14 protein-coding genes are annotated in these 18,139 nt (G+C 65.0%); 13 read left to right on the top strand and 1 reads right to left on the bottom strand.

Features of this window, described 5'->3' with window-relative positions:
• The first annotated feature begins 69 nt into the window (after positions 1-69).
• From tolB to serA, 12 genes are all read left to right on the top strand, one after another.
• Positions 70-1,374 (top strand): Tol-Pal system beta propeller repeat protein TolB, encoded by a 1,305-nt coding sequence (gene tolB, locus ASG25_RS14465; protein ID WP_062475068.1) that lies wholly within the window; start codon positions 70-72, stop codon positions 1,372-1,374.
• Positions 1,375-1,573: 199 nt separating this feature from the next.
• Positions 1,574-2,113 carry a peptidoglycan-associated lipoprotein Pal gene (gene pal, locus ASG25_RS14460; RefSeq protein WP_062475066.1) on the top strand — a complete coding sequence of 180 codons (540 nt, stop codon included), beginning with the start codon at positions 1,574-1,576 and terminating at the stop codon, positions 2,111-2,113.
• 230 nt (positions 2,114-2,343) lie between these two features.
• Complete coding sequence (gene ybgF, locus ASG25_RS14455; RefSeq protein WP_062475064.1) at positions 2,344-3,441, top strand: tol-pal system protein YbgF; 1,098 nt, start codon at positions 2,344-2,346, stop codon at positions 3,439-3,441.
• A complete protein-coding gene (tilS, locus tag ASG25_RS14450; protein WP_062475062.1) occupies positions 3,441-4,850 on the top strand; it encodes a tRNA lysidine(34) synthetase TilS in 1,410 nt (469 codons plus the stop codon). The genes ybgF and tilS overlap by 1 nt, the downstream gene beginning before the upstream one ends.
• A 103-nt stretch (positions 4,851-4,953) precedes the next feature.
• Positions 4,954-6,891, top strand: coding sequence for an ATP-dependent zinc metalloprotease FtsH (ftsH, locus tag ASG25_RS14445; RefSeq protein WP_062475057.1), 1,938 nt, complete (start codon positions 4,954-4,956; stop codon positions 6,889-6,891).
• A gap of 1,106 nt (positions 6,892-7,997) precedes the next feature.
• Positions 7,998-9,350 (top strand): phosphoglucosamine mutase, encoded by a 1,353-nt coding sequence (gene glmM, locus ASG25_RS14440; RefSeq protein WP_062475055.1) that lies wholly within the window; start codon positions 7,998-8,000, stop codon positions 9,348-9,350.
• 179 nt (positions 9,351-9,529) lie between these two features.
• Positions 9,530-10,363 (top strand): outer membrane protein, encoded by an 834-nt coding sequence (locus ASG25_RS14435; RefSeq protein ID WP_062475052.1) that lies wholly within the window; start codon positions 9,530-9,532, stop codon positions 10,361-10,363.
• A 194-nt stretch (positions 10,364-10,557) separates the two neighbouring features.
• The gene (locus tag ASG25_RS14430; protein ID WP_062475049.1) at positions 10,558-10,881 is read left to right on the top strand and encodes a hypothetical protein; all 324 of its coding nucleotides are present in this window, start codon (positions 10,558-10,560) and stop codon (positions 10,879-10,881) included.
• A 113-nt stretch (positions 10,882-10,994) separates the two neighbouring features.
• Positions 10,995-11,783, top strand: a complete 789-nt coding sequence (locus tag ASG25_RS14425; protein WP_082475622.1) for an outer membrane protein — start codon at positions 10,995-10,997, stop codon at positions 11,781-11,783.
• A gap of 221 nt (positions 11,784-12,004) precedes the next feature.
• Positions 12,005-12,361: a hypothetical protein gene (locus ASG25_RS14420; RefSeq protein ID WP_062475046.1), complete on the top strand. Its 357-nt coding sequence runs from the start codon at positions 12,005-12,007 to the stop codon at positions 12,359-12,361.
• Positions 12,362-12,618: 257 nt separating this feature from the next.
• Positions 12,619-13,797, top strand: coding sequence for a phosphoserine transaminase (locus ASG25_RS14415; protein ID WP_062475043.1), 1,179 nt, complete (start codon positions 12,619-12,621; stop codon positions 13,795-13,797).
• 112 nt (positions 13,798-13,909) lie between these two features.
• Positions 13,910-15,505, top strand: coding sequence for a phosphoglycerate dehydrogenase (gene serA, locus ASG25_RS14410; protein ID WP_062475040.1), 1,596 nt, complete (start codon positions 13,910-13,912; stop codon positions 15,503-15,505).
• Between the two features lie 66 nt (positions 15,506-15,571).
• Here the strand turns inward: serA and ASG25_RS14405 are convergent, their stop codons facing one another.
• Entirely contained in the window at positions 15,572-16,471 is a 900-nt protein-coding gene (locus ASG25_RS14405) for a DMT family transporter (RefSeq protein ID WP_062475037.1), read from the bottom strand.
• A 292-nt stretch (positions 16,472-16,763) separates the two neighbouring features.
• Here ASG25_RS14405 and ASG25_RS14400 point away from each other — a divergent pair, with 292 nt between their 5' ends.
• Positions 16,764-18,062 carry an adenylosuccinate synthase gene (locus ASG25_RS14400; RefSeq protein ID WP_062475034.1) on the top strand — a complete coding sequence of 433 codons (1,299 nt, stop codon included), beginning with the start codon at positions 16,764-16,766 and terminating at the stop codon, positions 18,060-18,062.
• Positions 18,063-18,139: the final 77 nt, after the last annotated feature.

Genomic DNA, 18,139 nt, shown 5'->3' with positions numbered 1-18,139 from the left:
TCACACCGGCCATCGCTTCACGGGATGGCCGTCATCATACCGAATGGACTGCTGAGAGGCTCCGTAATCATGCTTAGACGCACCTTTTTCCGGCTCTTCGTCGCACTGACGGGTCTGGTCGCTGTTGCGACCGCCCCGGCGTATGCGCGCGTCGAGATCAACATCAACCGGGGCAATGTCGAGCCGCTGTCGATCGCCATCACCGACTTCCTGCAAGGGGAGATGGGGCAGAAGATCTCGGACGTGGTAGCGGCCGACCTGAAGCGGTCCGGGCTGTTTGCGCCCGTCGATCGCAAGGCCTTCATCGAGAAGATCACCAATCCGGATGCGCCGCCGCGCTTTGAAGACTGGCGCGTGCTCAACGTGCAGGCGCTCGTCACCGGCCGCGTGACGCAGGAAGGCGACGGCCGCCTGAAGGCACAGTTCCGCCTGTGGGACGCCACCGCGCAGAACCAGATCACCGGCCAGCAATATTTCACGCAGCCGGAAAACTGGCGCCGTCTCGCCCACATCATCGCCGACGCGATCTACAAGGAGATCACCGGCGAAGAGGGCTATTTCGACACCCGCGTCGTCTATGTCGCCGAAAGCGGCCCGAAGACGGCCCGCAAGCGTCAGCTGGCCATCATGGATCAGGACGGTGCCAATGCGCGCGCCATCACCAATTCCAACGACATCGTGCTGACGCCGCGCTTCTCGCCGAGCCGCCAGGAAATCACCTACATGTCGTTCGAGGGCCAGGAGCCGCGGGTCTACCTGCTGCAGCTGGAAACCGGACAGCGCGAGGTGGTCGGCAACTTCCCCGGCATGACCTTTGCGCCGCGCTTCTCGCCGGATGGCCAGCGCGTCATCATGAGCCTCCAGCAGGAAGGCAATGCCAATATCTACACCATGGATCTGCGCTCGCGCACCACGACGCGCCTGACCTCGACCGCGGCCATCGATACCTCGCCGTCCTATTCGCCGGACGGCGCGCGCATCGTGTTCGAAAGCGACCGCGGCGGCCGCCAGCAGCTCTACGTCATGGGTGCGGACGGCTCGGGCCAGACGCGCATCTCGTTCGGCGACGGCTCCTACTCGACCCCCGTCTGGTCGCCGCGCGGCGATCTCATCGCCTTCACCAAGCAGTCGGGCGGCAAGTTCTCGATCGGCGTGATGAAGCCGGACGGCTCGGGCGAGCGCATCCTCACCTCGGGCTTCCACAACGAAGGTCCGACCTGGGCGCCCAATGGCCGCGTGCTCATGTTCTTCCGCCAGGATGCCGGTGCTGGCGGTCCGCAGCTCTATTCCATCGACCTGACGGGCTATAACGAGCAGCGTGTTGCCACCCAGGGCTTCGCATCGGATCCGGCCTGGTCGCCGCTTCTGGAATAGGCAGATCTCGCGATTGCGGCGGGAAATGTGGCCAAATGCCGCTTTCTCGCCGCAAAAGACTGATTACGACCGCGCGATGGTCGCGTGTTGAGAGAGTTTTAACCATCTCCGTTGCATGAAGGTTAACCGCATCCGGTTACAGTTCGGCAACCCTCATATTCACTTCTTTCCGACCTTCGCTTACCAAGGAGACCGGCTCATGAGCCGCATTCACGTCCCGGCCACAGGCCGTCTTCAGTCCCTCGCACGCAACCCTGTCGCGATCGCCCTGTTCTTGTCGCTGGCCATCACAGGCTGCGCCTCCAAGAAGAACAGCATGCCGAACGACGCTGCCGGCCTCGGCCTCGGCGCCGGCGGCTCGGCAACGCCCGGCTCGGCGCAGGACTTCACGGTCAATGTCGGCGACCGCATCTTCTTCGACACCGACAGCTCGTCCATCCGCGCCGATGCCCAGGCGACCCTGTCGCGCCAGGCACAGTGGCTGGCCAAGTACCCGACCTACCAGATCACGGTCGAAGGCCATGCCGACGAACGCGGCACGCGCGAATACAACCTCGCGCTCGGCGCACGTCGCGCCGCCGCCGCCAAGGAATTCCTGGCGAGCCAAGGCGTTCCGGCCGGCCGCATGCGCACCATCTCCTACGGCAAGGAAAAGCCGGTCGCCGTTTGCGACGACATTTCCTGCTGGTCGCAGAACCGTCGCGCGGTCACCGTGCTCGGCGGCGGCGGCAACATGTAAGTTGGACGGTCGAATCGGCGGGCGCACGGCCTGCCGGTCCGACACATCCACGATCTGCTTTGTCGAGGAAGGCGGTCCGCAAGGGCCGCCTTCCTTTTTCGTCACACTTTGACCGAACTCCGTTGCTTTTTGCAGGCAATTGGAAAACTGTGCGGCGGTTGCAGTGCGGTAGGGGCGGGCTTCCTTCGCCCCGGCCTGCGACATGATCGGTATCGAACGGGACACATGACATGAAGAACATTGTCGTGGCAGCCATGATCGGTCTTGGCGCCTTCGGGTCGCTGAGCCAGCCCGTGACTGCCATGCCGCTTTCCGGCTGGTTGGACAAGGCGTTCCACCGCAACGAGACGAAGCTTGGCGAACAAGCGCCGCTGCTCAAAGTGCAGGCCAGCGAGGCCGGGCGCATCGGGCAGCTCGAGGAAACGATCCGCTCCCTCAACGGGCGTATCGAGGAAATGAGCTTCCAGCTGCTGCAGATGCAGGAGCAGATCCGGAAGTTCCAGGAAGACAACGAGCTGCGGTTCCAGGATCTCGAGGGCGGCAAGGCGGCCGCGCCGCGCAAGAGCGGGGCGCTCGAAACGCCGCGCACCTCCAACGAGGCTCTGGCGACCACGGGTCGTGTCGCACCGTCCGCAACCGTTCCCGATCCCGGCGCAAGCACGGGATCGGAGACGGCCGCGCGGACCCTTCCGGGCGTCGCCCCGGGCGCGTCCACCGGCGGGAACGGTGCTCAAGGCAGCCTGCCGACGACGCTCGGCCAGATCATCCTCGACGATGCCGGCAATCCGATCGGCGCCAATGCCGAGAACCTGCCGGAGCCCGGGGCGATTCCCGGCGGCGCTTCCGGCACCGACATCGGCTCCGTCGCCTCCACTTCGCCCAACACACGCGCTGCGCCCGGCCTCAACGCCACGCCCGAGACCGAGCAGCAGACCGCCAGCCTCGACAATCCCGGCGATCTCTACCAGTCAGCCTATGGCCATGTCCTTTCCGGCGACTACAGCCAGGCGGAAAACGAGTTCCGCAGCTATCTCGATGCCTTCCCCAGCGGTGAAAAGGCAGCGGATGCCAGCTTCTGGATGGGCGAAGCCCAGTATTCCCAAGGCAAGTTCAACGACAGCGCGAAGACGTTCCTGAATGCGCACCAGGCCTTTTCGAAGTCGCCCAAGGCGCCGGAAATGCTCTTGAAGCTCGGCATGTCGCTGGCCGCGCTCGACAACAAGGAAACCGCCTGCGCGACGCTTCGCGAAGTCGGCAAGCGCTATCCCAAGGCCTCGCCTGCGGTAAAGGCCAAGGTCACGAGCGAGCAGAGCCGCCTGTCCTGCTGATGCGGCCGTCCCTACCGGCCCGGCCGGTCGCCGATGGCGGGGCCGCCGCGCCGATCGCTGCGGCAGAGGCTTTTCTGTCGCGCCTGCGTCGCCCGTCCACCCTTCTCGTCGCCGTGTCCGGCGGCAGCGATTCCATCGGCCTCCTCTTTTCCCTCCATCAGGCGCTGACGTTGAGCGGCGCGCCCCATCGGCTCGTCGCCTGCACCGTCGACCATGCCCTGCGCGCCGCGTCCGCGGCGGAAGCGGCGGCGGTGTCGCAGCGCTGCCGGGCGCTCGGCGTTCCGCATCATGTCGCCCGCTGGTCGCATGCGGACATCACGTCCGGCCTCCAGGCGCAGGCGCGCCTTGCCCGATACCGGCTGCTGTCCGAGGCAGCCCACCTGTTCGGGGCCGATCTCGTCGTCACCGCACATACGGCCGACGATCAGGCCGAGACCATCGCCATGCGGGCCGCGCGCCGTCGCGAGGACCGTGCGGCCGGCCGGGGGGCTCCGATCGGTCTGGCGGGCATGGCGGACGCGGTTCTTTTCGACGGCCGGCTCTGGATCTGCCGCCCGTTTCTCGGTGTCGGCCGACAGGCCGTGCGGGATGCGCTGACCGCGCGCGGCGAAGGGTGGATCGACGATCCGAGCAATGACGACCCCCGCTTCGAGCGCGTCCGCGTCCGCCAGGGGTCTGCCTCGCCTGCGTCACCAGGGCCGTCGTCATGCGATTCGGACGATGGCCTTGCGTGCGGGGATGCCGCGGCGGGTCGCATCCGGTCTGGCGCCGTGCTGTCCGGCCTCCTTGCCCGCCACGTGCGCATCGCCGAAGCCGTGGTCGCCGCGATCGCGCTTGCGGATCTCGATGTCGCCGACGACGCGTGGCGGCGATTGCTCGTGCTTCTTGCTGCGACGCTTGCCGGAAAGCCGCACGGAATCGGTCGGGACAGCGCCGCCCGTCTCGTCTCGGCGCTCGGCGATCCCGCCGCCACCGCCACAACAGCCGGCGGCTGCGTGTTCGAGCGTCGGGCCGGGCGCCTGTTCGTCTATCGGGAGCGTCGCAACCTCCCGGTTCCGACGACGGTCGCGCCCGGGCAATCCCTCCTGTGGGACGGGCGCGTCACGATCGACAACACCGGCCTGCTTCCCATCACGGTCGTGGCGGGCGGGGATCGCGCGCTGGCCGCACGGCTTGCGGCGCAAGGCCTTCCCGCCGGTGTCGCCGGGCGCATCGCGCAGGCCGCGCCCGCGATCCTCGGCCCCGACGGTGGCCTGGTCCCGGACGGCGCCTTTTCCCGGCATCCGCGGATCGCGCCCTACGACACCTTTTTGCCGCGTTTCGACCTGATGATCGGGCAAAGCATTGCTGCAAAGCTCGGCCGCGCCCCGTATCCTGAATGCCCGGTTGACGATATCGCGATGAAATGATCGTGCAGAAGGCGGTTTGCCTTGGCAAGGCCTGTCGCGAACCCTATGTTAGCGAAGAAATATGAGCCCTGTTTCGGGGCCTGCACCGGTTCCGGGGAGTTCGATGAACCCTAATTTTCGTAATCTTGCCCTCTGGGCCATTATCGCTCTGTTGCTGATTGCGCTGTTCAGCATGTTTCAGCAGCCGTCCGAGCGAAGCGGCTCGAGGGAAGTTCCGTTCTCGCAATTCCTGAAGGATGTCGATGGCAGCCGCGTCAAGGACGTGGTCATCACCGGCAACAAGGTGCTCGGCACCTACAACGAGAGCGGCGCGACCTTCCAGACCTATGCGCCCTCCGTCGATACGGCTCTGACCGAACGCCTCGAGGCCAAGAACGTGACCGTGACCGTGCGTCCGGAAACGGACGGGTCCAACGGCTTCCTGAGCTTCATCGGCACGCTGCTGCCCATGTTGCTGATCCTCGGCGTCTGGCTGTTCTTCATGCGGCAGATGCAGGGCGGATCGCGGGGCGCGATGGGCTTCGGCAAGTCCAAGGCGAAGCTTCTCACCGAGGCGCATGGCCGCATCACGTTCGATGACGTCGCCGGTGTGGACGAAGCCAAGCAGGATCTCGAGGAAATCGTCGAATTCCTGCGCGATCCGCAGAAGTTCCAGCGCCTCGGCGGCCGCATTCCCCGCGGCGTCCTGCTCGTCGGACCGCCCGGCACCGGCAAGACGCTGCTCGCCCGCTCGGTGGCCGGCGAGGCCAATGTGCCCTTCTTCACCATCTCCGGTTCGGACTTCGTCGAAATGTTCGTCGGTGTCGGCGCCAGCCGCGTCCGCGACATGTTCGAGCAGGCTAAGAAGAATGCGCCCTGCATCATCTTCATCGACGAAATCGATGCGGTCGGTCGTCATCGCGGCGCCGGCCTTGGCGGCGGCAACGACGAACGCGAGCAGACCCTGAACCAGCTGCTGGTCGAGATGGACGGCTTCGAGGCGAACGAGGGCATCATCCTCATCGCCGCGACCAACCGTCCCGACGTGCTCGATCCCGCGCTTCTGCGTCCGGGCCGCTTCGACCGTCAGGTCGTCGTGCCCAATCCCGACATCAACGGCCGCGAGCGTATCCTCAAAGTGCATGTCCGCAACGTGCCGCTGGCTCCGAATGTCGATCTCAAGGTTCTCGCCCGCGGAACGCCCGGCTTCTCCGGTGCCGACCTGATGAACCTCGTCAACGAGTCCGCCCTCATGGCTGCGCGCCGCAACAAGCGCGTCGTCACCATGGCCGAGTTCGAGGATGCGAAGGACAAGATCATGATGGGTGCGGAGCGCCGCAACTCCGCCATGACCGAGTCCGAAAAGAAGCTGACGGCCTATCACGAAGCCGGACATGCCATCGTCGCGCTCAAGGTGCCCGCGGCCGATCCGCTGCACAAGGCGACCATCATTCCGCGTGGTCGTGCGCTCGGCATGGTCATGCAGCTGCCCGAGGGCGATCGCTATTCGATGAGCTACAAGTGGATGGTTTCGCGGCTCGCCATCATGATGGGCGGTCGTGTCGCCGAGGAAATCACCTTCGGCAAGGAGAACATCACCTCCGGCGCGTCTTCGGACATCGAGCAGGCGACCAAGCTGGCCCGCGCCATGGTGACGCAATGGGGCTTTTCCGATCAGCTCGGTCAGGTTTCCTACGGCGAGAACCAGCAGGAGGTCTTCCTCGGCCATTCCGTCTCGCAGTCCAAGAACGTGTCGGAAGCCACCGCGCAGAAGATCGACAACGAGGTTCGCCGCCTGATCGACGAAGCCTATGACGAGGCTCGCCGGATCATCACCGATATGAATTCGCAGTTCGTCGCGGTGGCCGAAGGCTTGCTCGAGTATGAAACCCTGACCGGCGACGAGATCAAGGCGCTGATCCGCGGCGACAAGCCTGCCCGGGACCTCGGCGACGATTCGCCGCCGCATCGCGGTTCGGCCGTACCCTCGGCGGGCGCCAAGAAGGACGGCACCACGCCGAAGGGCGAGGCCGAAGGCGGCCTGGAGCCCCAGCCGCAATAATCTGCACGGTCTTGTGCGACATCGAACCCTTCGGCTTCCGGCCGGAGGGTTTTTTTATTTCGACTTTTTTCGCCCTTTCTTTTCCACGCCGGTTTTTCCGCCTTCATACTGGCCGCGTCCCGTTATCGGATGCACCGGAAGGCGTTCCGGCGAAGCGGGGCCGGTGCCGGCGATGGGGGGATGACGCATATCCCTGCCGCCGGGCTCGCGAAAAGGCCGTCCGCCGTTTGAGCTTGTAAGGCCGGCGGTGTGGCGATGTCACAGAAGGGGCGGCGATCGTTGAAACCGCGATCGTCCTGTGAAACCCGGCAAGGCGGCGGCAAGCCGCGTCGTGACTGCCGGACGCGCTCCCGGGTAAAGCCGGGGGAATCCTCTTCGGGATGGCCGGGCTGCGGGAAAAACCATTGACGATGCGCAAGGCGAGACCTTCGGNGGCGGCGATCGTTGAAACCGCGATCGTCCTGTGAAACCCGGCAAGGCGGCGGCAAGCCGCGTCGTGACTGCCGGACGCGCTCCCGGGTAAAGCCGGGGGAATCCTCTTCGGGATGGCCGGGCTGCGGGAAAAACCACCGAACGAGGTGCTGGAAGATGTCGTCTTCCCTTCTACCCTTCACGTGGCAGCTTCCAGCGCCTCGTCCGAATGCCTGTCTCGATGGGTGCGGACTTCTCCAAAGCGGTCCGTCCATTCCACGGTCGGCCANGGCCGGGCTGCGGGAAAAACCACCGAACGAGGTGCTGGAAGATGTCGTCTTCCCTTCTACCCTTCACGTGGCAGCTTCCAGCGCCTCGTCCGAATGCCTTTCTCCACGGCGCGTCCCGCGTGCGTGGGTCTCGGCGCGTCCGCTGTCCGGTAAGCTTTGCGAAGGTAACGGCGTGTAATCATTTCTGATGGCCGGGAGGATGCCGTTTTCCGCGTGTCTGTGGCAAAAGGTCGAGTGAGCAAGCCGGGACGTCAGGGGCATGACATCCCGGTGAGGGCATCACGACCAACACAGATGGCCAAGACAGCACGGCCAGACGGGCACGACCAAACGGGCACGGCCAGACCGGCAAGACCAGACCGGCCCGATCCGGGCCGGACGGCCGGATATGACGATGGAGCGATCATGAAGCGCAGATATTTCGGCACCGACGGCATTCGCGGGCAGTCCAACATTTTCCCGATGACGCCGGATCTCGCCATGCGGGTCGGGATCGCCGTCGGCACCATCTTTCGGCGCGGCGCACATCGCCACCGGGTCGTCATCGGCAAGGATACGCGGCTCTCGGGCTATATGCTGGAGAACGCCATGGTTGCCGGCTTCACGGCGGCGGGTGTCGACGCCTTCGTCCTCGGTCCCATTCCCACGCCCGCCGTCGCCATGCTGACGCGGTCGCTGCGCGCGGATATCGGCGTGATGATCTCCGCCTCGCACAATCCGTTCGAGGACAACGGCATCAAGCTGTTCGGCCCCGACGGCTACAAGCTGTCGGACGATATCGAAGGCCAGATCGAGGAACTGCTCGACCAGGACCTGTCGATGCAGCTCGCGCGCTCCAACGAGATCGGCCGCGCCAAGCGTATCGACGGGGTCCACGACCGCTATATCGAACATGCCAAGCGCACGCTCCCGCGCGACGTCACGCTGAAGGGCCTGCGCATCGCCATCGATTGCGCCAACGGCGCCGCCTACAAGGTCGCGCCGGCCGCCCTGTGGGAGCTCGGTGCGGACGTGGTGACCATCGGGACGGACCCCAACGGCACGAACATCAATCTGGACTGCGGCTCCACCAGCCCGGCCGCCCTTTCGAGGAAGGTGCACGAGGTGCGCGCCGATATCGGCATCGCGCTCGATGGCGATGCCGACCGCGTGCTGATCGTCGATGAAAAGGGCGCCATTGTCGATGGCGACCAGCTGATGGCCGTCATCGCCGACAGCTGGGCGGCCGACGGAAGCCTGCGCGGCGGCGGCATCGTCGCCACGGTCATGTCCAACCTCGGGCTCGAGCGTTACCTGCAGAGCCGCAAGCTGTCGCTCCAGCGCACCAAGGTCGGCGATCGCTATGTCGTCGAGCACATGCGCGAGAAGGGGTTCAACATCGGCGGCGAGCAGTCGGGCCATATCGTCCTCTCGGACTTCGGAACCACGGGCGATGGCCTCGTCGCTGCCCTGCAGGTGCTCTCCAACGTCAAGCGGCTCGGCAAGCCCGTCAGCGAGGTCTGCCACAAGTTCACGCCCGTGCCGCAGGTGCTGAAGAACGTGCGCGTCTCCACCGGCGCGCCGCTCGAGGACAATGCCGTGCGGCAGGCGATCGCGGAGGCCGAGGCCGCGCTGGCGAAGACCGGCCGTCTGCTCATCCGCCCGTCCGGCACCGAGCCCCTGATCCGCGTCATGGCGGAAGGCGACGACCGTGGCCAGGTGGAGCGGATCGTCGACGAGCTCGTCTCCGTCATCGGATCGGCCCGCCACGCGGCCTGATCGTCCAGATCCCCATAACCGCACAGCAAACCCGGCTTCGGCCGGGTTTTTTTATGTCCCGACAGGGTGAAGATTCTTGGTTAAGTGCAGCTTAACCAATCTCCGTCATGATGCCACGCAACAGGACGGTCGGGCTGCACGATGAGGTGGGCTGACGCAACATCGTAATGGAGTGAGCCATGAAGACTATCGTGCTTGGCGTTGTGGCAGCTATGCTGACCGGCACCGTCGCCTATGCTGCCGACCTCTACCAGCCCCCGCTCGAACCTGCCGTGGAAGCAGCGCCCGTCGAGGTCAGCGACGCCAGCGGCTGGTATCTCCGCGGCGACGTCGGCTATGCCTTCACGAAGCTTCGCGGCGCAAAATTCTATCAGGGCTCGAACTCCTACGAGCGCGACTTCGACCGTTACGACCTCGATGACACTTGGACCGGCGGCATCGGCGTGGGTTACCAGATCACCCGCCACCTGCGCACCGACCTGACGCTCGATCATATCGGCAAGGCCGATTTCGAAGGCTCCACCACCGGCAGCTGCGGCGTTGCCACCTTCTGCACCTCGCGCGACATTTCCTCGATGCACGCCTGGAGCCTGATGGCCAACGCCTATGTCGATATCGGCACCTACGGCATCTTCACCCCTTACGTCGGCGCCGGCATCGGCGGCACGCAGGTGCGCTGGGACAAGCTGAAGAACACCAGCTGCGAAACCGGCAATCCCAACAATTGCGACGGCACGTTCGAGCATGAAGGCAAGCGCAAGTGGCGCTTCACCTACGGCGTCATGGCCGGCACGTCGATCGACATCACCTGCAACCTGAAGGCCGACGTCGGCTACCGGTTCCGCCAGATCGTCGGCGGCGACATGTTCGGCTACAAGGCCAGCGGCGGCCCCGGTCGCGACAAGGGCATCAATGTCCACGAAGCCCGCGCCGGCCTGCGCTACGCCTTCGGCGGTTGCGATGAGGCAGCCTACGTCCCGGAATATCCGGTCGAACAGCCCGTCTACAAATAAACAGCCTTTCTTCCCCGTTGCGCGAAGCCGTCCCGAAAGGGGCGGCTTTGTGCGTTTCCGGCACAGGGATCGCGCGTGTCGTTGAGGCTGTCTTAACCAGACGGACGGGCGATGCCGGGGGTTGCTTGTGCGTGTCGCGTCGCGGGTTAGGGTCGAGATCGGATGATTCGATGAAAACTTGACGGGACGCGACGATGGAAAGACACTTCTGGCGGATCACCGGGCATGTCGGCATGGACCAGATCTTCGAGCGGATCGTGCCTGTCGACAGCCTGTCGGATGCCGCCGTGTGCCTGCTTCTCCAGTGCCTGCTTGCCCGCGAGGTCGACATCAACGCGCTGATCGATGGTCTCGGGCAGCCGGGGGCTGAGGGCGCGGGGCCGCTCGACGTGCGCATGGAGCCGGGTCCGCCGGTCCAGTACAGGCTTGCCGAGGCCGATGTCGTCTTCGAGGCGAGTGTCATGACGGAGCGTCCCGCAGCCTTTGCCGATGCCGGCCGTGCCGGGCTTGCCGCCTGAGAGGGGCGTCCGCGTTAACGCGGCATTAACCATACCGGCCCAAAAGTTAACGCCTGTCCATCCGCCGCCCGCATGATTCGCCGGCCGGGGGAACACCGGCAATCGAGGGCTCCATGACGCGTCTTTCCCCATCGGGCACTGCAGGATCGGCAACGCCCGGTCGCGCGGCCATCGCCCCCTTCCTGTTCAGCGCCGTCGTCTTCGGCTTCGGCTTCGGCCTCACGCCTGTCGCACAGGCCGAGGACGCGCTCCTGTCGGCGCCCGAGGTCACCATCGCGGCCGAAACCGTGTCGGCCGGTCTCTATCTTCGCGCCGATCTCGGTGCCACGGTCTTCCGCCAGGAGGGCAGCCCGTCTTTGGCGGTCGGCGGCCTTCGCAGCGATTTCGACGACGACCGGTTCGACCGTCCGGTGTCCGGCACGCTCGGCCTTGGCTATCGGTTCACGGACATCCTGCGCGCCGACCTGACCGCAGACCTGTTCGAAGGCCGTTTCTCCGGAACGAGCGATGCGACCGGCACGTCCGCGCGCTACCGCGCCGATCTGCGCGGCGTCGGCATCCTGGCAAACGGCTATGTGGATCTTGCCACCGTCGCAGGCTTCACGCCCTATCTCGGCGCCGGCATCGGCGCGACATCGGTCGACTGGCAGGACGTCACGGCGACGGCGGCCGGCGCCCCGATCGCCGGAAGCGCGTATCACGGCGACAGCAGCTGGCGCTTCACCTATGCCCTCATGGCCGGCGCCTCCTATGATCTGACCGAGCGGCTGAAGCTCGATATCAGCTACCGCTATTCCGATATCGCGGGGGGCGACATGTTCGCCCGCGCCGGCGAGAACGCGCAGGACGACGGCCTTTCCCGCCACGAGGTCCGCGCCGGCCTGCGGTTCCAGCTCTACTAGCGCGTTGCGCGAAAAAGGATTCACGCGACGCGCTTTAAGTCCTTGTTTGGATGCAAGTCGTTTCCCGAAACCGCTGCACGCTTTCGGGCGACATGCATGAGCCGACCCTTCAAGGGGGAAGGGCAGGGACACGGACGGAGAGGGGGCCGGATGCTGATCGGGCACCCCTTGAGGAACCTTGTTGCGATCCGGCTGTTCTGGCTCCAGAAGAGGAGCCCGCCATGACCGACATCGGAAACCCCATCCCCCGCGGCACGATCGACACAGATGCCGATCCGGACGCCGTGACGCAGACCGACGCACCGCTGGTCGACGAAGCGTTGGCCGCGAAGGAAAACCCGTCCTCGAACGACGCCGCCGATACGGTGGCTGCCCTGAAGGCCGAGATCGAAACCTTGCGCAGCCGGATCGCAGATCGCGGTTCCGACGCCACCGCACGTCTTCGCGCCACCATCCGCTCGACCGCCGGCGACAGGCCGATGACGAGCCTCGCCGCAGCGCTCCTGACAGGCTACGCCCTTGCGCTCGCCATCCATGGTCGTTCCCGGCCCGACCATTCCTGGTATCGTCGGCGTTAAGCGCCGCGCATCATCGGACGGCACGCTTATTCCTTCAGTCAGCCGCGCCAAGCGCGGTCGACCGTGATCTGCGTGCCGTCAATGACCCTTCAAATCCCACGTCGGGCAGCGTGCCGCCATGTCGCAGGCGGCATGAGAAATGGCGCTCCCACGGCATTCCAGACTTTTTCCCTTGCGTTGCATGAGCTGTTTCTGTATTGACGGCGGCAGGACACGCCTCCCTAACGAGGTGCTTTCTATCTGGAAGGGTAGCCATCATGAAGACGCCTGCGACACCGGACCTCCGTCCGGCGAACACCCATTTCTCGTCCGGACCTTGCTCCAAGCGCCCTGGTTGGTCGCTGGACGCACTCTCCGATGCACCGCTCGGCCGGTCGCATCGCGCCAAGGTCGGCAAAGCCAAGCTCAAGCAAGCCATCGATCTGACCCGTGAGGTCCTCAACGTGCCGGCGGACTACCGCATCGGCATCGTTCCCGCGTCCGACACCGGCGCCGTGGAAATGGCGATGTGGTCGCTTCTCGGCGAGCGCGGCGTCGATATGGTCGCCTGGGAAAGCTTCGGATCGGGCTGGGTTTCCGACGTTTTGAAGGAGCTCAAGCTCGCCGACGCCCGCAAGATCACGGCCGATTACGGCAAGCTGCCCGATCTCTCCACGATCGATTTCGATCGTGACGTCGTCTTCACCTGGAACGGCACCACGTCGGGGGTGCGCGTTCCCAATGCCGATTTCATTCCCGCCGATCGCCAGGGCCTGACGATCTGCGACGCGACCTCCGGCGCCTTCGCGCAGGATCTCGATTTCTCCAAGCTCGATGTCGTCACCTTCTCCTGGCAGAAGGTGTTGGGCGGCGAGGGCGGCCACGGCGTGCTCATCCTCAGCCCGCGCGCCGTCGCGCGTCTGGAAAGCTACACCCCGGCCTGGCCGCTCCCCAAGATCTTCCGCATGACCAAGGGCGGCAAGATCATCGAGGGCATCTTCCAGGGCGAGACGATCAACACGCCCTCCATGCTCTGCGTCGAGGATTACATCGACGCCCTGCAGTGGGCAAAGTCGCTCGGCGGGCTGAACGCGCTGATGGCGCGCGCGGATGCCAATGCGCAGGTCATCTTCGATTATGTCGAGAAGACCGACTGGATCGCCAATCTGGCGGAGGTGGCCGACACCCGCTCCAACACCTCCGTCTGCCTCAAGATCGTCGATCCCGCGGTCACGGCCCTTGCGGCCGATCAGCAGGAAGCGTTTGCCAAGGGCATGGTGGCACTGCTCGAAAAGCAGGGCGTTGCCCATGACATCGGTGCCTATCGCGATGCTCCCTCGGGCTTCCGCATCTGGGCCGGGGCGACGATCGACACGGCCGACCTCCAGGCGCTGATGCCCTGGTTCGACTGGGCGTTCGAGGCCCAGAAGGCCGCGCAGCTCAAGGCCGCAGCCTAAGACCGCAGCCTAAGACCGGTACGGCGGGTCCGCGCGGCGTCGCGCAGGCTCGCCACCCGTCCGCATCACATCCCGTTTCGTTTCAAGACGTTCTCACCAGTGGAGGCCTCTCATGGCACCTCGTGTTCTCGTATCCGACGAACTGTCGGAAACCGCCGTCCAGATCTTTCGCGATCGTGGCGTCGATGTCGATTTCCAGCCGCAACTCGGCAAGGACAAGGACAAGCTGGCCGACATCATCGGCAATTATGACGGTCTCGCCATTCGTTCCGCCACCAAGGCGACGGAGAAGCTGATCGCGGCTGCGACCAACCTGAAGGTTATCGGCCGGGCCGGGATCGGCGTCGACAATGTCGATATTCCCGCCGCCTCGCGCCGCGGCATCATCGTCATGAACACGCCGTTCGGCAATTCCATCACCACGGCCGAACACGCGATCGCGCTGATGTTCGCCGTCGCGCGCCAGCTTCCCGCCGCCGACACGTCGACGCAGGCCGGCAAATGGGAAAAGTCCAAGTTCATGGGCGTGGAGATCACCGGCAAGACGCTCGGCGTCATCGGTGCCGGCAATATCGGTTCCATCGTCATCTCGCGCGCCATCGGGCTCAAGATGCACGTGCTTGCCTATGACCCCTTCCTGTCCAAGGAGCGCGCCGAGGAGATGGGCGTCACCAAGGTCGAACTCGACGACTTGCTGGCGCGGGCCGATTTCATCACCCTGCACGTGCCGATGACCGACAAGACGCGCGGCATCCTCAATGCCGAAGCCCTTGCCAAGACAAAGCCCGGCGTGCGGATCATCAATTGCGCCCGCGGCGGTCTGGTGGACGAGGCGGCGCTTGCCGAAGCCCTGAAGTCCGGCCATGTCGCCGGTGCCGGCTTCGACGTGTTCGAGACCGAGCCGGCCAAGGAAAGCCCGCTGTTCGGCCTGCCGAACGTCGTCTGCACGCCGCATCTCGGCGCCGCCACCACGGAAGCCCAGGAAAACGTCGCCCTGCAGGTCGCCGAGCAGATGTCGGACTATCTCGTCAAGGGCGCGGTTTCCAACGCGATCAACATGCCCTCGATCACGGCGGAAGAAGCCCCGATCCTGAAGCCCTTCATCCGGCTTGCCGACGTGCTCGGCGCTTTCGTCGGCCAGGTCACGGAAAGCGCGATCAAGGAGATCGAGATCCTCTATGACGGCTCCACCGCCGGCATGAACACCAAGGCGCTGACGAGTGCGGCACTGGCCGGCCTCATCCGCAGCCAGGTGTCGGATGTCAACATGGTCTCCGCACCGATCATGATCAAGGAAAAGGGCATCATCCTGTCGGAGGTCAAGCGCGACAAGACCGGCGTGTTCGACGGCTACATCAAGCTGACGGTCACGACCGACAACCAGACGCGCTCGGTCGCCGGCACGGTGTTCTCGGACGGCAAGCCGCGCTTCATCCAGATCAAGGACATCAACCTCGATGCCGACGTGGGCAGCCACATGGTCTACATCACCAACACCGACGTTCCCGGCATGATCGGCTTCATCGGCAAGACCTTCGGCGATGCCGGCGTCAACATCGCCAACTTCCAGCTCGGCCGCAAGGATGCGGGCTCGGATGCGATCGCCCTGCTGTATGTCGACGGCCCCGTGCCCGACAGCCTGCTGAAGACCCTGACGGACAACCCGGCCATTCGCCAGGCCAAGCCCCTGGTCTTCAACGTCGAGTAACGGCGGCGGCAGAGCCCTGCATCGTCAACCCGCGCCGGATCCTGCAAAGGTCCGGCGCTTTTATCGTCAGGGGCTCTCGGCGGCCACCTTCGGTCGGCCCTTTTCCGCTACGGCGATGCCGATGAGCGCGAGCGCAAGGGCGATGATGTGGAAGGTGTGGAGCTGTTCGCCGATCAGGACGATCGAGAGCAGCGTGCCGAAAATGGGGATGAGATTGATGAACAGCCCGGCCCGGTTCGGGCCGATCAACTCCACGCCGCGCACATAGAGGATCTGCGAGATCAGAGACGGGAACACGCCGGCATAGGCGACGATGATCCAGCCGGTGGTATCGGGCCAGATCATCGCGCCGGAGGTGCTTTCCCAGATCATCAGCGGCACGCTGCTCAGGAGCGCGGCGAATGCCGAGACGGCGATCAGGCTTTTCCAGTGGATGCCGGGCTTGTAGCGCAGCGTCACAGTGTAGCCGGCATAGACCAGGACGGCGAACATCATCAGCGCGTCGCCGCGGTTGAGGTCGAGGGACAGCAGCGTCGAGAGGTCGCCGTGCGACGCGGTCAAGGCCACCGCAAACAGTGTCAGCGCGAAACCGAACCATTGGGCAACCGACACGCCGGTGCGAAACAGCACGAAGTTCACGGCAAAGATCACCATGGGGATCGCCGCCTGTTCGATCACGGCATTGATCGCGCTCGTGTATTGCAGAGCCGAATAGAGTGCCGCGTTGAAGGCGGTGAAGCCGACGGCGCCATAGCTGAAGAGCAGCAGCGCGTGGCGGCGGATGAGCGGCCAATCCTTGCGCAGGGGCGGGATGGCGATGGCGAGCAGCAGCCCGCAGGCGATCGTCCAGCGCATGCCCGTCAGGAGCATGGGGCTGACATGGCCAACGGCGATCTTGCCTGCCACGGAGTTGCCGCCCCAGATGAAGGTGGTCAAGGCAAGGATCAGATAGGCCTGAATGTTCAAGCTGAAATTCCGTCTCGGACAGGAAGAGAAGAGGTTTTGCGACGCGTCCTTCCCGCTGCATATCGCGTAAAGCGCGGTGTTGCCATGCAAAAAGCCCCGATTTCCGGGCAAACGGAATAGCTTTTGAAAAAACGAGGCATTATAGATGCGCGGGTTTGCAGCCCCGGAACAGGATCGGGTTGCAGGATCATGGGTCGGTGCGGGAGGTCAATGCCAAACGAGGCAGGGCGATCGCGTGCGAGGCGAAGATGAGCGCGGATGAAAACGCGCGCTTGCAGACAGGAAAAACGAAATGACGAATGTCGTGGTTGTCGGATCGCAATGGGGTGACGAGGGCAAGGGCAAGATCGTCGACTGGCTCTCCGAACGCGCCGATGTCGTCGTCCGCTTCCAGGGCGGGCACAATGCCGGCCACACGCTCGTGATCGACGGCACCAGCTACAAGCTGTCGCTGCTGCCCTCCGGCGTCGTGCGTCCCGGCAAGCTCGCCGTCATCGGCAATGGCGTCGTCATCGATCCGCATGCGCTGATCGCCGAGATCGAGAAGCTGGACGGGCAGGGCGTCACCATCACGCCGGAAAACCTGCGCATCGCCGACAATGCCACGCTGATCCTGTCGCTCCATCGCGAGCTGGACGGCATCCGCGAGGACGCGGCCTCCAACAGCGGCACGAAGATCGGCACCACCCGCCGCGGCATCGGCCCGGCTTACGAAGACAAGGTCGGCCGTCGCGCGATCCGCGTCATGGATCTGGCCGATCTCTCGACCCTGCCGGCCAAGGTCGATCGTCTGCTGACGCATCACAATGCGCTGCGCCGCGGCCTGGGCGAAGCCGAAGTGAGCCATGCCGCGATCATGGAGGAACTGTCCTCCATCGCCGCGCGCGTGCTGCCGTTCATGGATACGGTCTGGCTGCTGCTCGACCGCCTGCGCCGCAAGGGCGCACGCATCCTGTTCGAAGGCGCGCAGGGCACGCTTCTCGACATCGATCACGGCACCTATCCCTTCGTCACCTCCTCGAACACGGTCGCCGGCCAGGCCGCTGCCGGTTCGGGCATGGGCCCGGGCGCGCTCGGCTATATCCTCGGCATCACCAAGGCCTACACGACGCGCGTCGGCGAAGGTCCGTTCCCGACGGAGCTGCATGACGAGATCGGGCAGTTCCTCGGCGAAAAGGGGCATGAGTTCGGCACGGTGACGGGCCGCAAGCGCCGCTGCGGCTGGTTCGATGCGGCGCTGGTGCGCCAGTCGGTCGCCACCAACGGCATCACCGGCATCGCGCTGACGAAGCTCGACGTGCTGGACGGCCTGAAGGAACTGAAGATCTGCGTCGGTTACACGCTCGATGGCGTGGAGATCGACCATCTCCCGGCCAGCCAGGCGAGCCAGGCGCGGGTGCAGCCCGTCTATGTGACGCTCGAGGGCTGGCAGGAGTCCACGGTGGGGGCGCGCAGCTGGGCCGACCTGCCGGCGCAGGCGATCAAATATGTCCGCCAGGTCGAAGAACTCATCGGCGCACCGGTCGCTCTCCTGTCTACAAGTCCGGAGCGCGACGACACGATACTTGTTACCGATCCGTTTGAGGACTAGGTTAACAGGCCTGTGACGGGGTGATGACAGGGCGTAAAGCGCGGGTTTTTGAAGAGATCCCGCGCTTGCGACGTATC

This window comes from Rhizobium sp. Leaf384, assembly GCF_001424065.1.
Taxonomy (GTDB): Bacteria; Pseudomonadota; Alphaproteobacteria; order Rhizobiales; family Rhizobiaceae; genus Ferranicluibacter.
This window is presented reverse-complemented; position numbering and strand designations above follow the sequence as displayed.

What these genes read in the sequence shown, in the direction of transcription:
- tolB (WP_062475068.1), top strand. Translation starts at nt 70, where the DNA reads ATGCTTAGACGCACCTTTTTCCGGCTCTTCGTCGCACTGACGGGTCTG.
- pal (WP_062475066.1), top strand. Translation starts at nt 1,574, where the DNA reads ATGAGCCGCATTCACGTCCCGGCCACAGGCCGTCTTCAGTCCCTCGCA.
- ybgF (WP_062475064.1), top strand. Translation starts at nt 2,344, where the DNA reads ATGAAGAACATTGTCGTGGCAGCCATGATCGGTCTTGGCGCCTTCGGG.
- tilS (WP_062475062.1), top strand. Translation starts at nt 3,441, where the DNA reads ATGCGGCCGTCCCTACCGGCCCGGCCGGTCGCCGATGGCGGGGCCGCC.
- ftsH (WP_062475057.1), top strand. Translation starts at nt 4,954, where the DNA reads ATGAACCCTAATTTTCGTAATCTTGCCCTCTGGGCCATTATCGCTCTG.
- glmM (WP_062475055.1), top strand. Translation starts at nt 7,998, where the DNA reads ATGAAGCGCAGATATTTCGGCACCGACGGCATTCGCGGGCAGTCCAAC.
- ASG25_RS14435 (WP_062475052.1), top strand. Translation starts at nt 9,530, where the DNA reads ATGAAGACTATCGTGCTTGGCGTTGTGGCAGCTATGCTGACCGGCACC.
- ASG25_RS14430 (WP_062475049.1), top strand. Translation starts at nt 10,558, where the DNA reads ATGGAAAGACACTTCTGGCGGATCACCGGGCATGTCGGCATGGACCAG.
- ASG25_RS14425 (WP_082475622.1), top strand. Translation starts at nt 10,995, where the DNA reads ATGACGCGTCTTTCCCCATCGGGCACTGCAGGATCGGCAACGCCCGGT.
- ASG25_RS14420 (WP_062475046.1), top strand. Translation starts at nt 12,005, where the DNA reads ATGACCGACATCGGAAACCCCATCCCCCGCGGCACGATCGACACAGAT.
- ASG25_RS14415 (WP_062475043.1), top strand. Translation starts at nt 12,619, where the DNA reads ATGAAGACGCCTGCGACACCGGACCTCCGTCCGGCGAACACCCATTTC.
- serA (WP_062475040.1), top strand. Translation starts at nt 13,910, where the DNA reads ATGGCACCTCGTGTTCTCGTATCCGACGAACTGTCGGAAACCGCCGTC.
- ASG25_RS14400 (WP_062475034.1), top strand. Translation starts at nt 16,764, where the DNA reads ATGACGAATGTCGTGGTTGTCGGATCGCAATGGGGTGACGAGGGCAAG.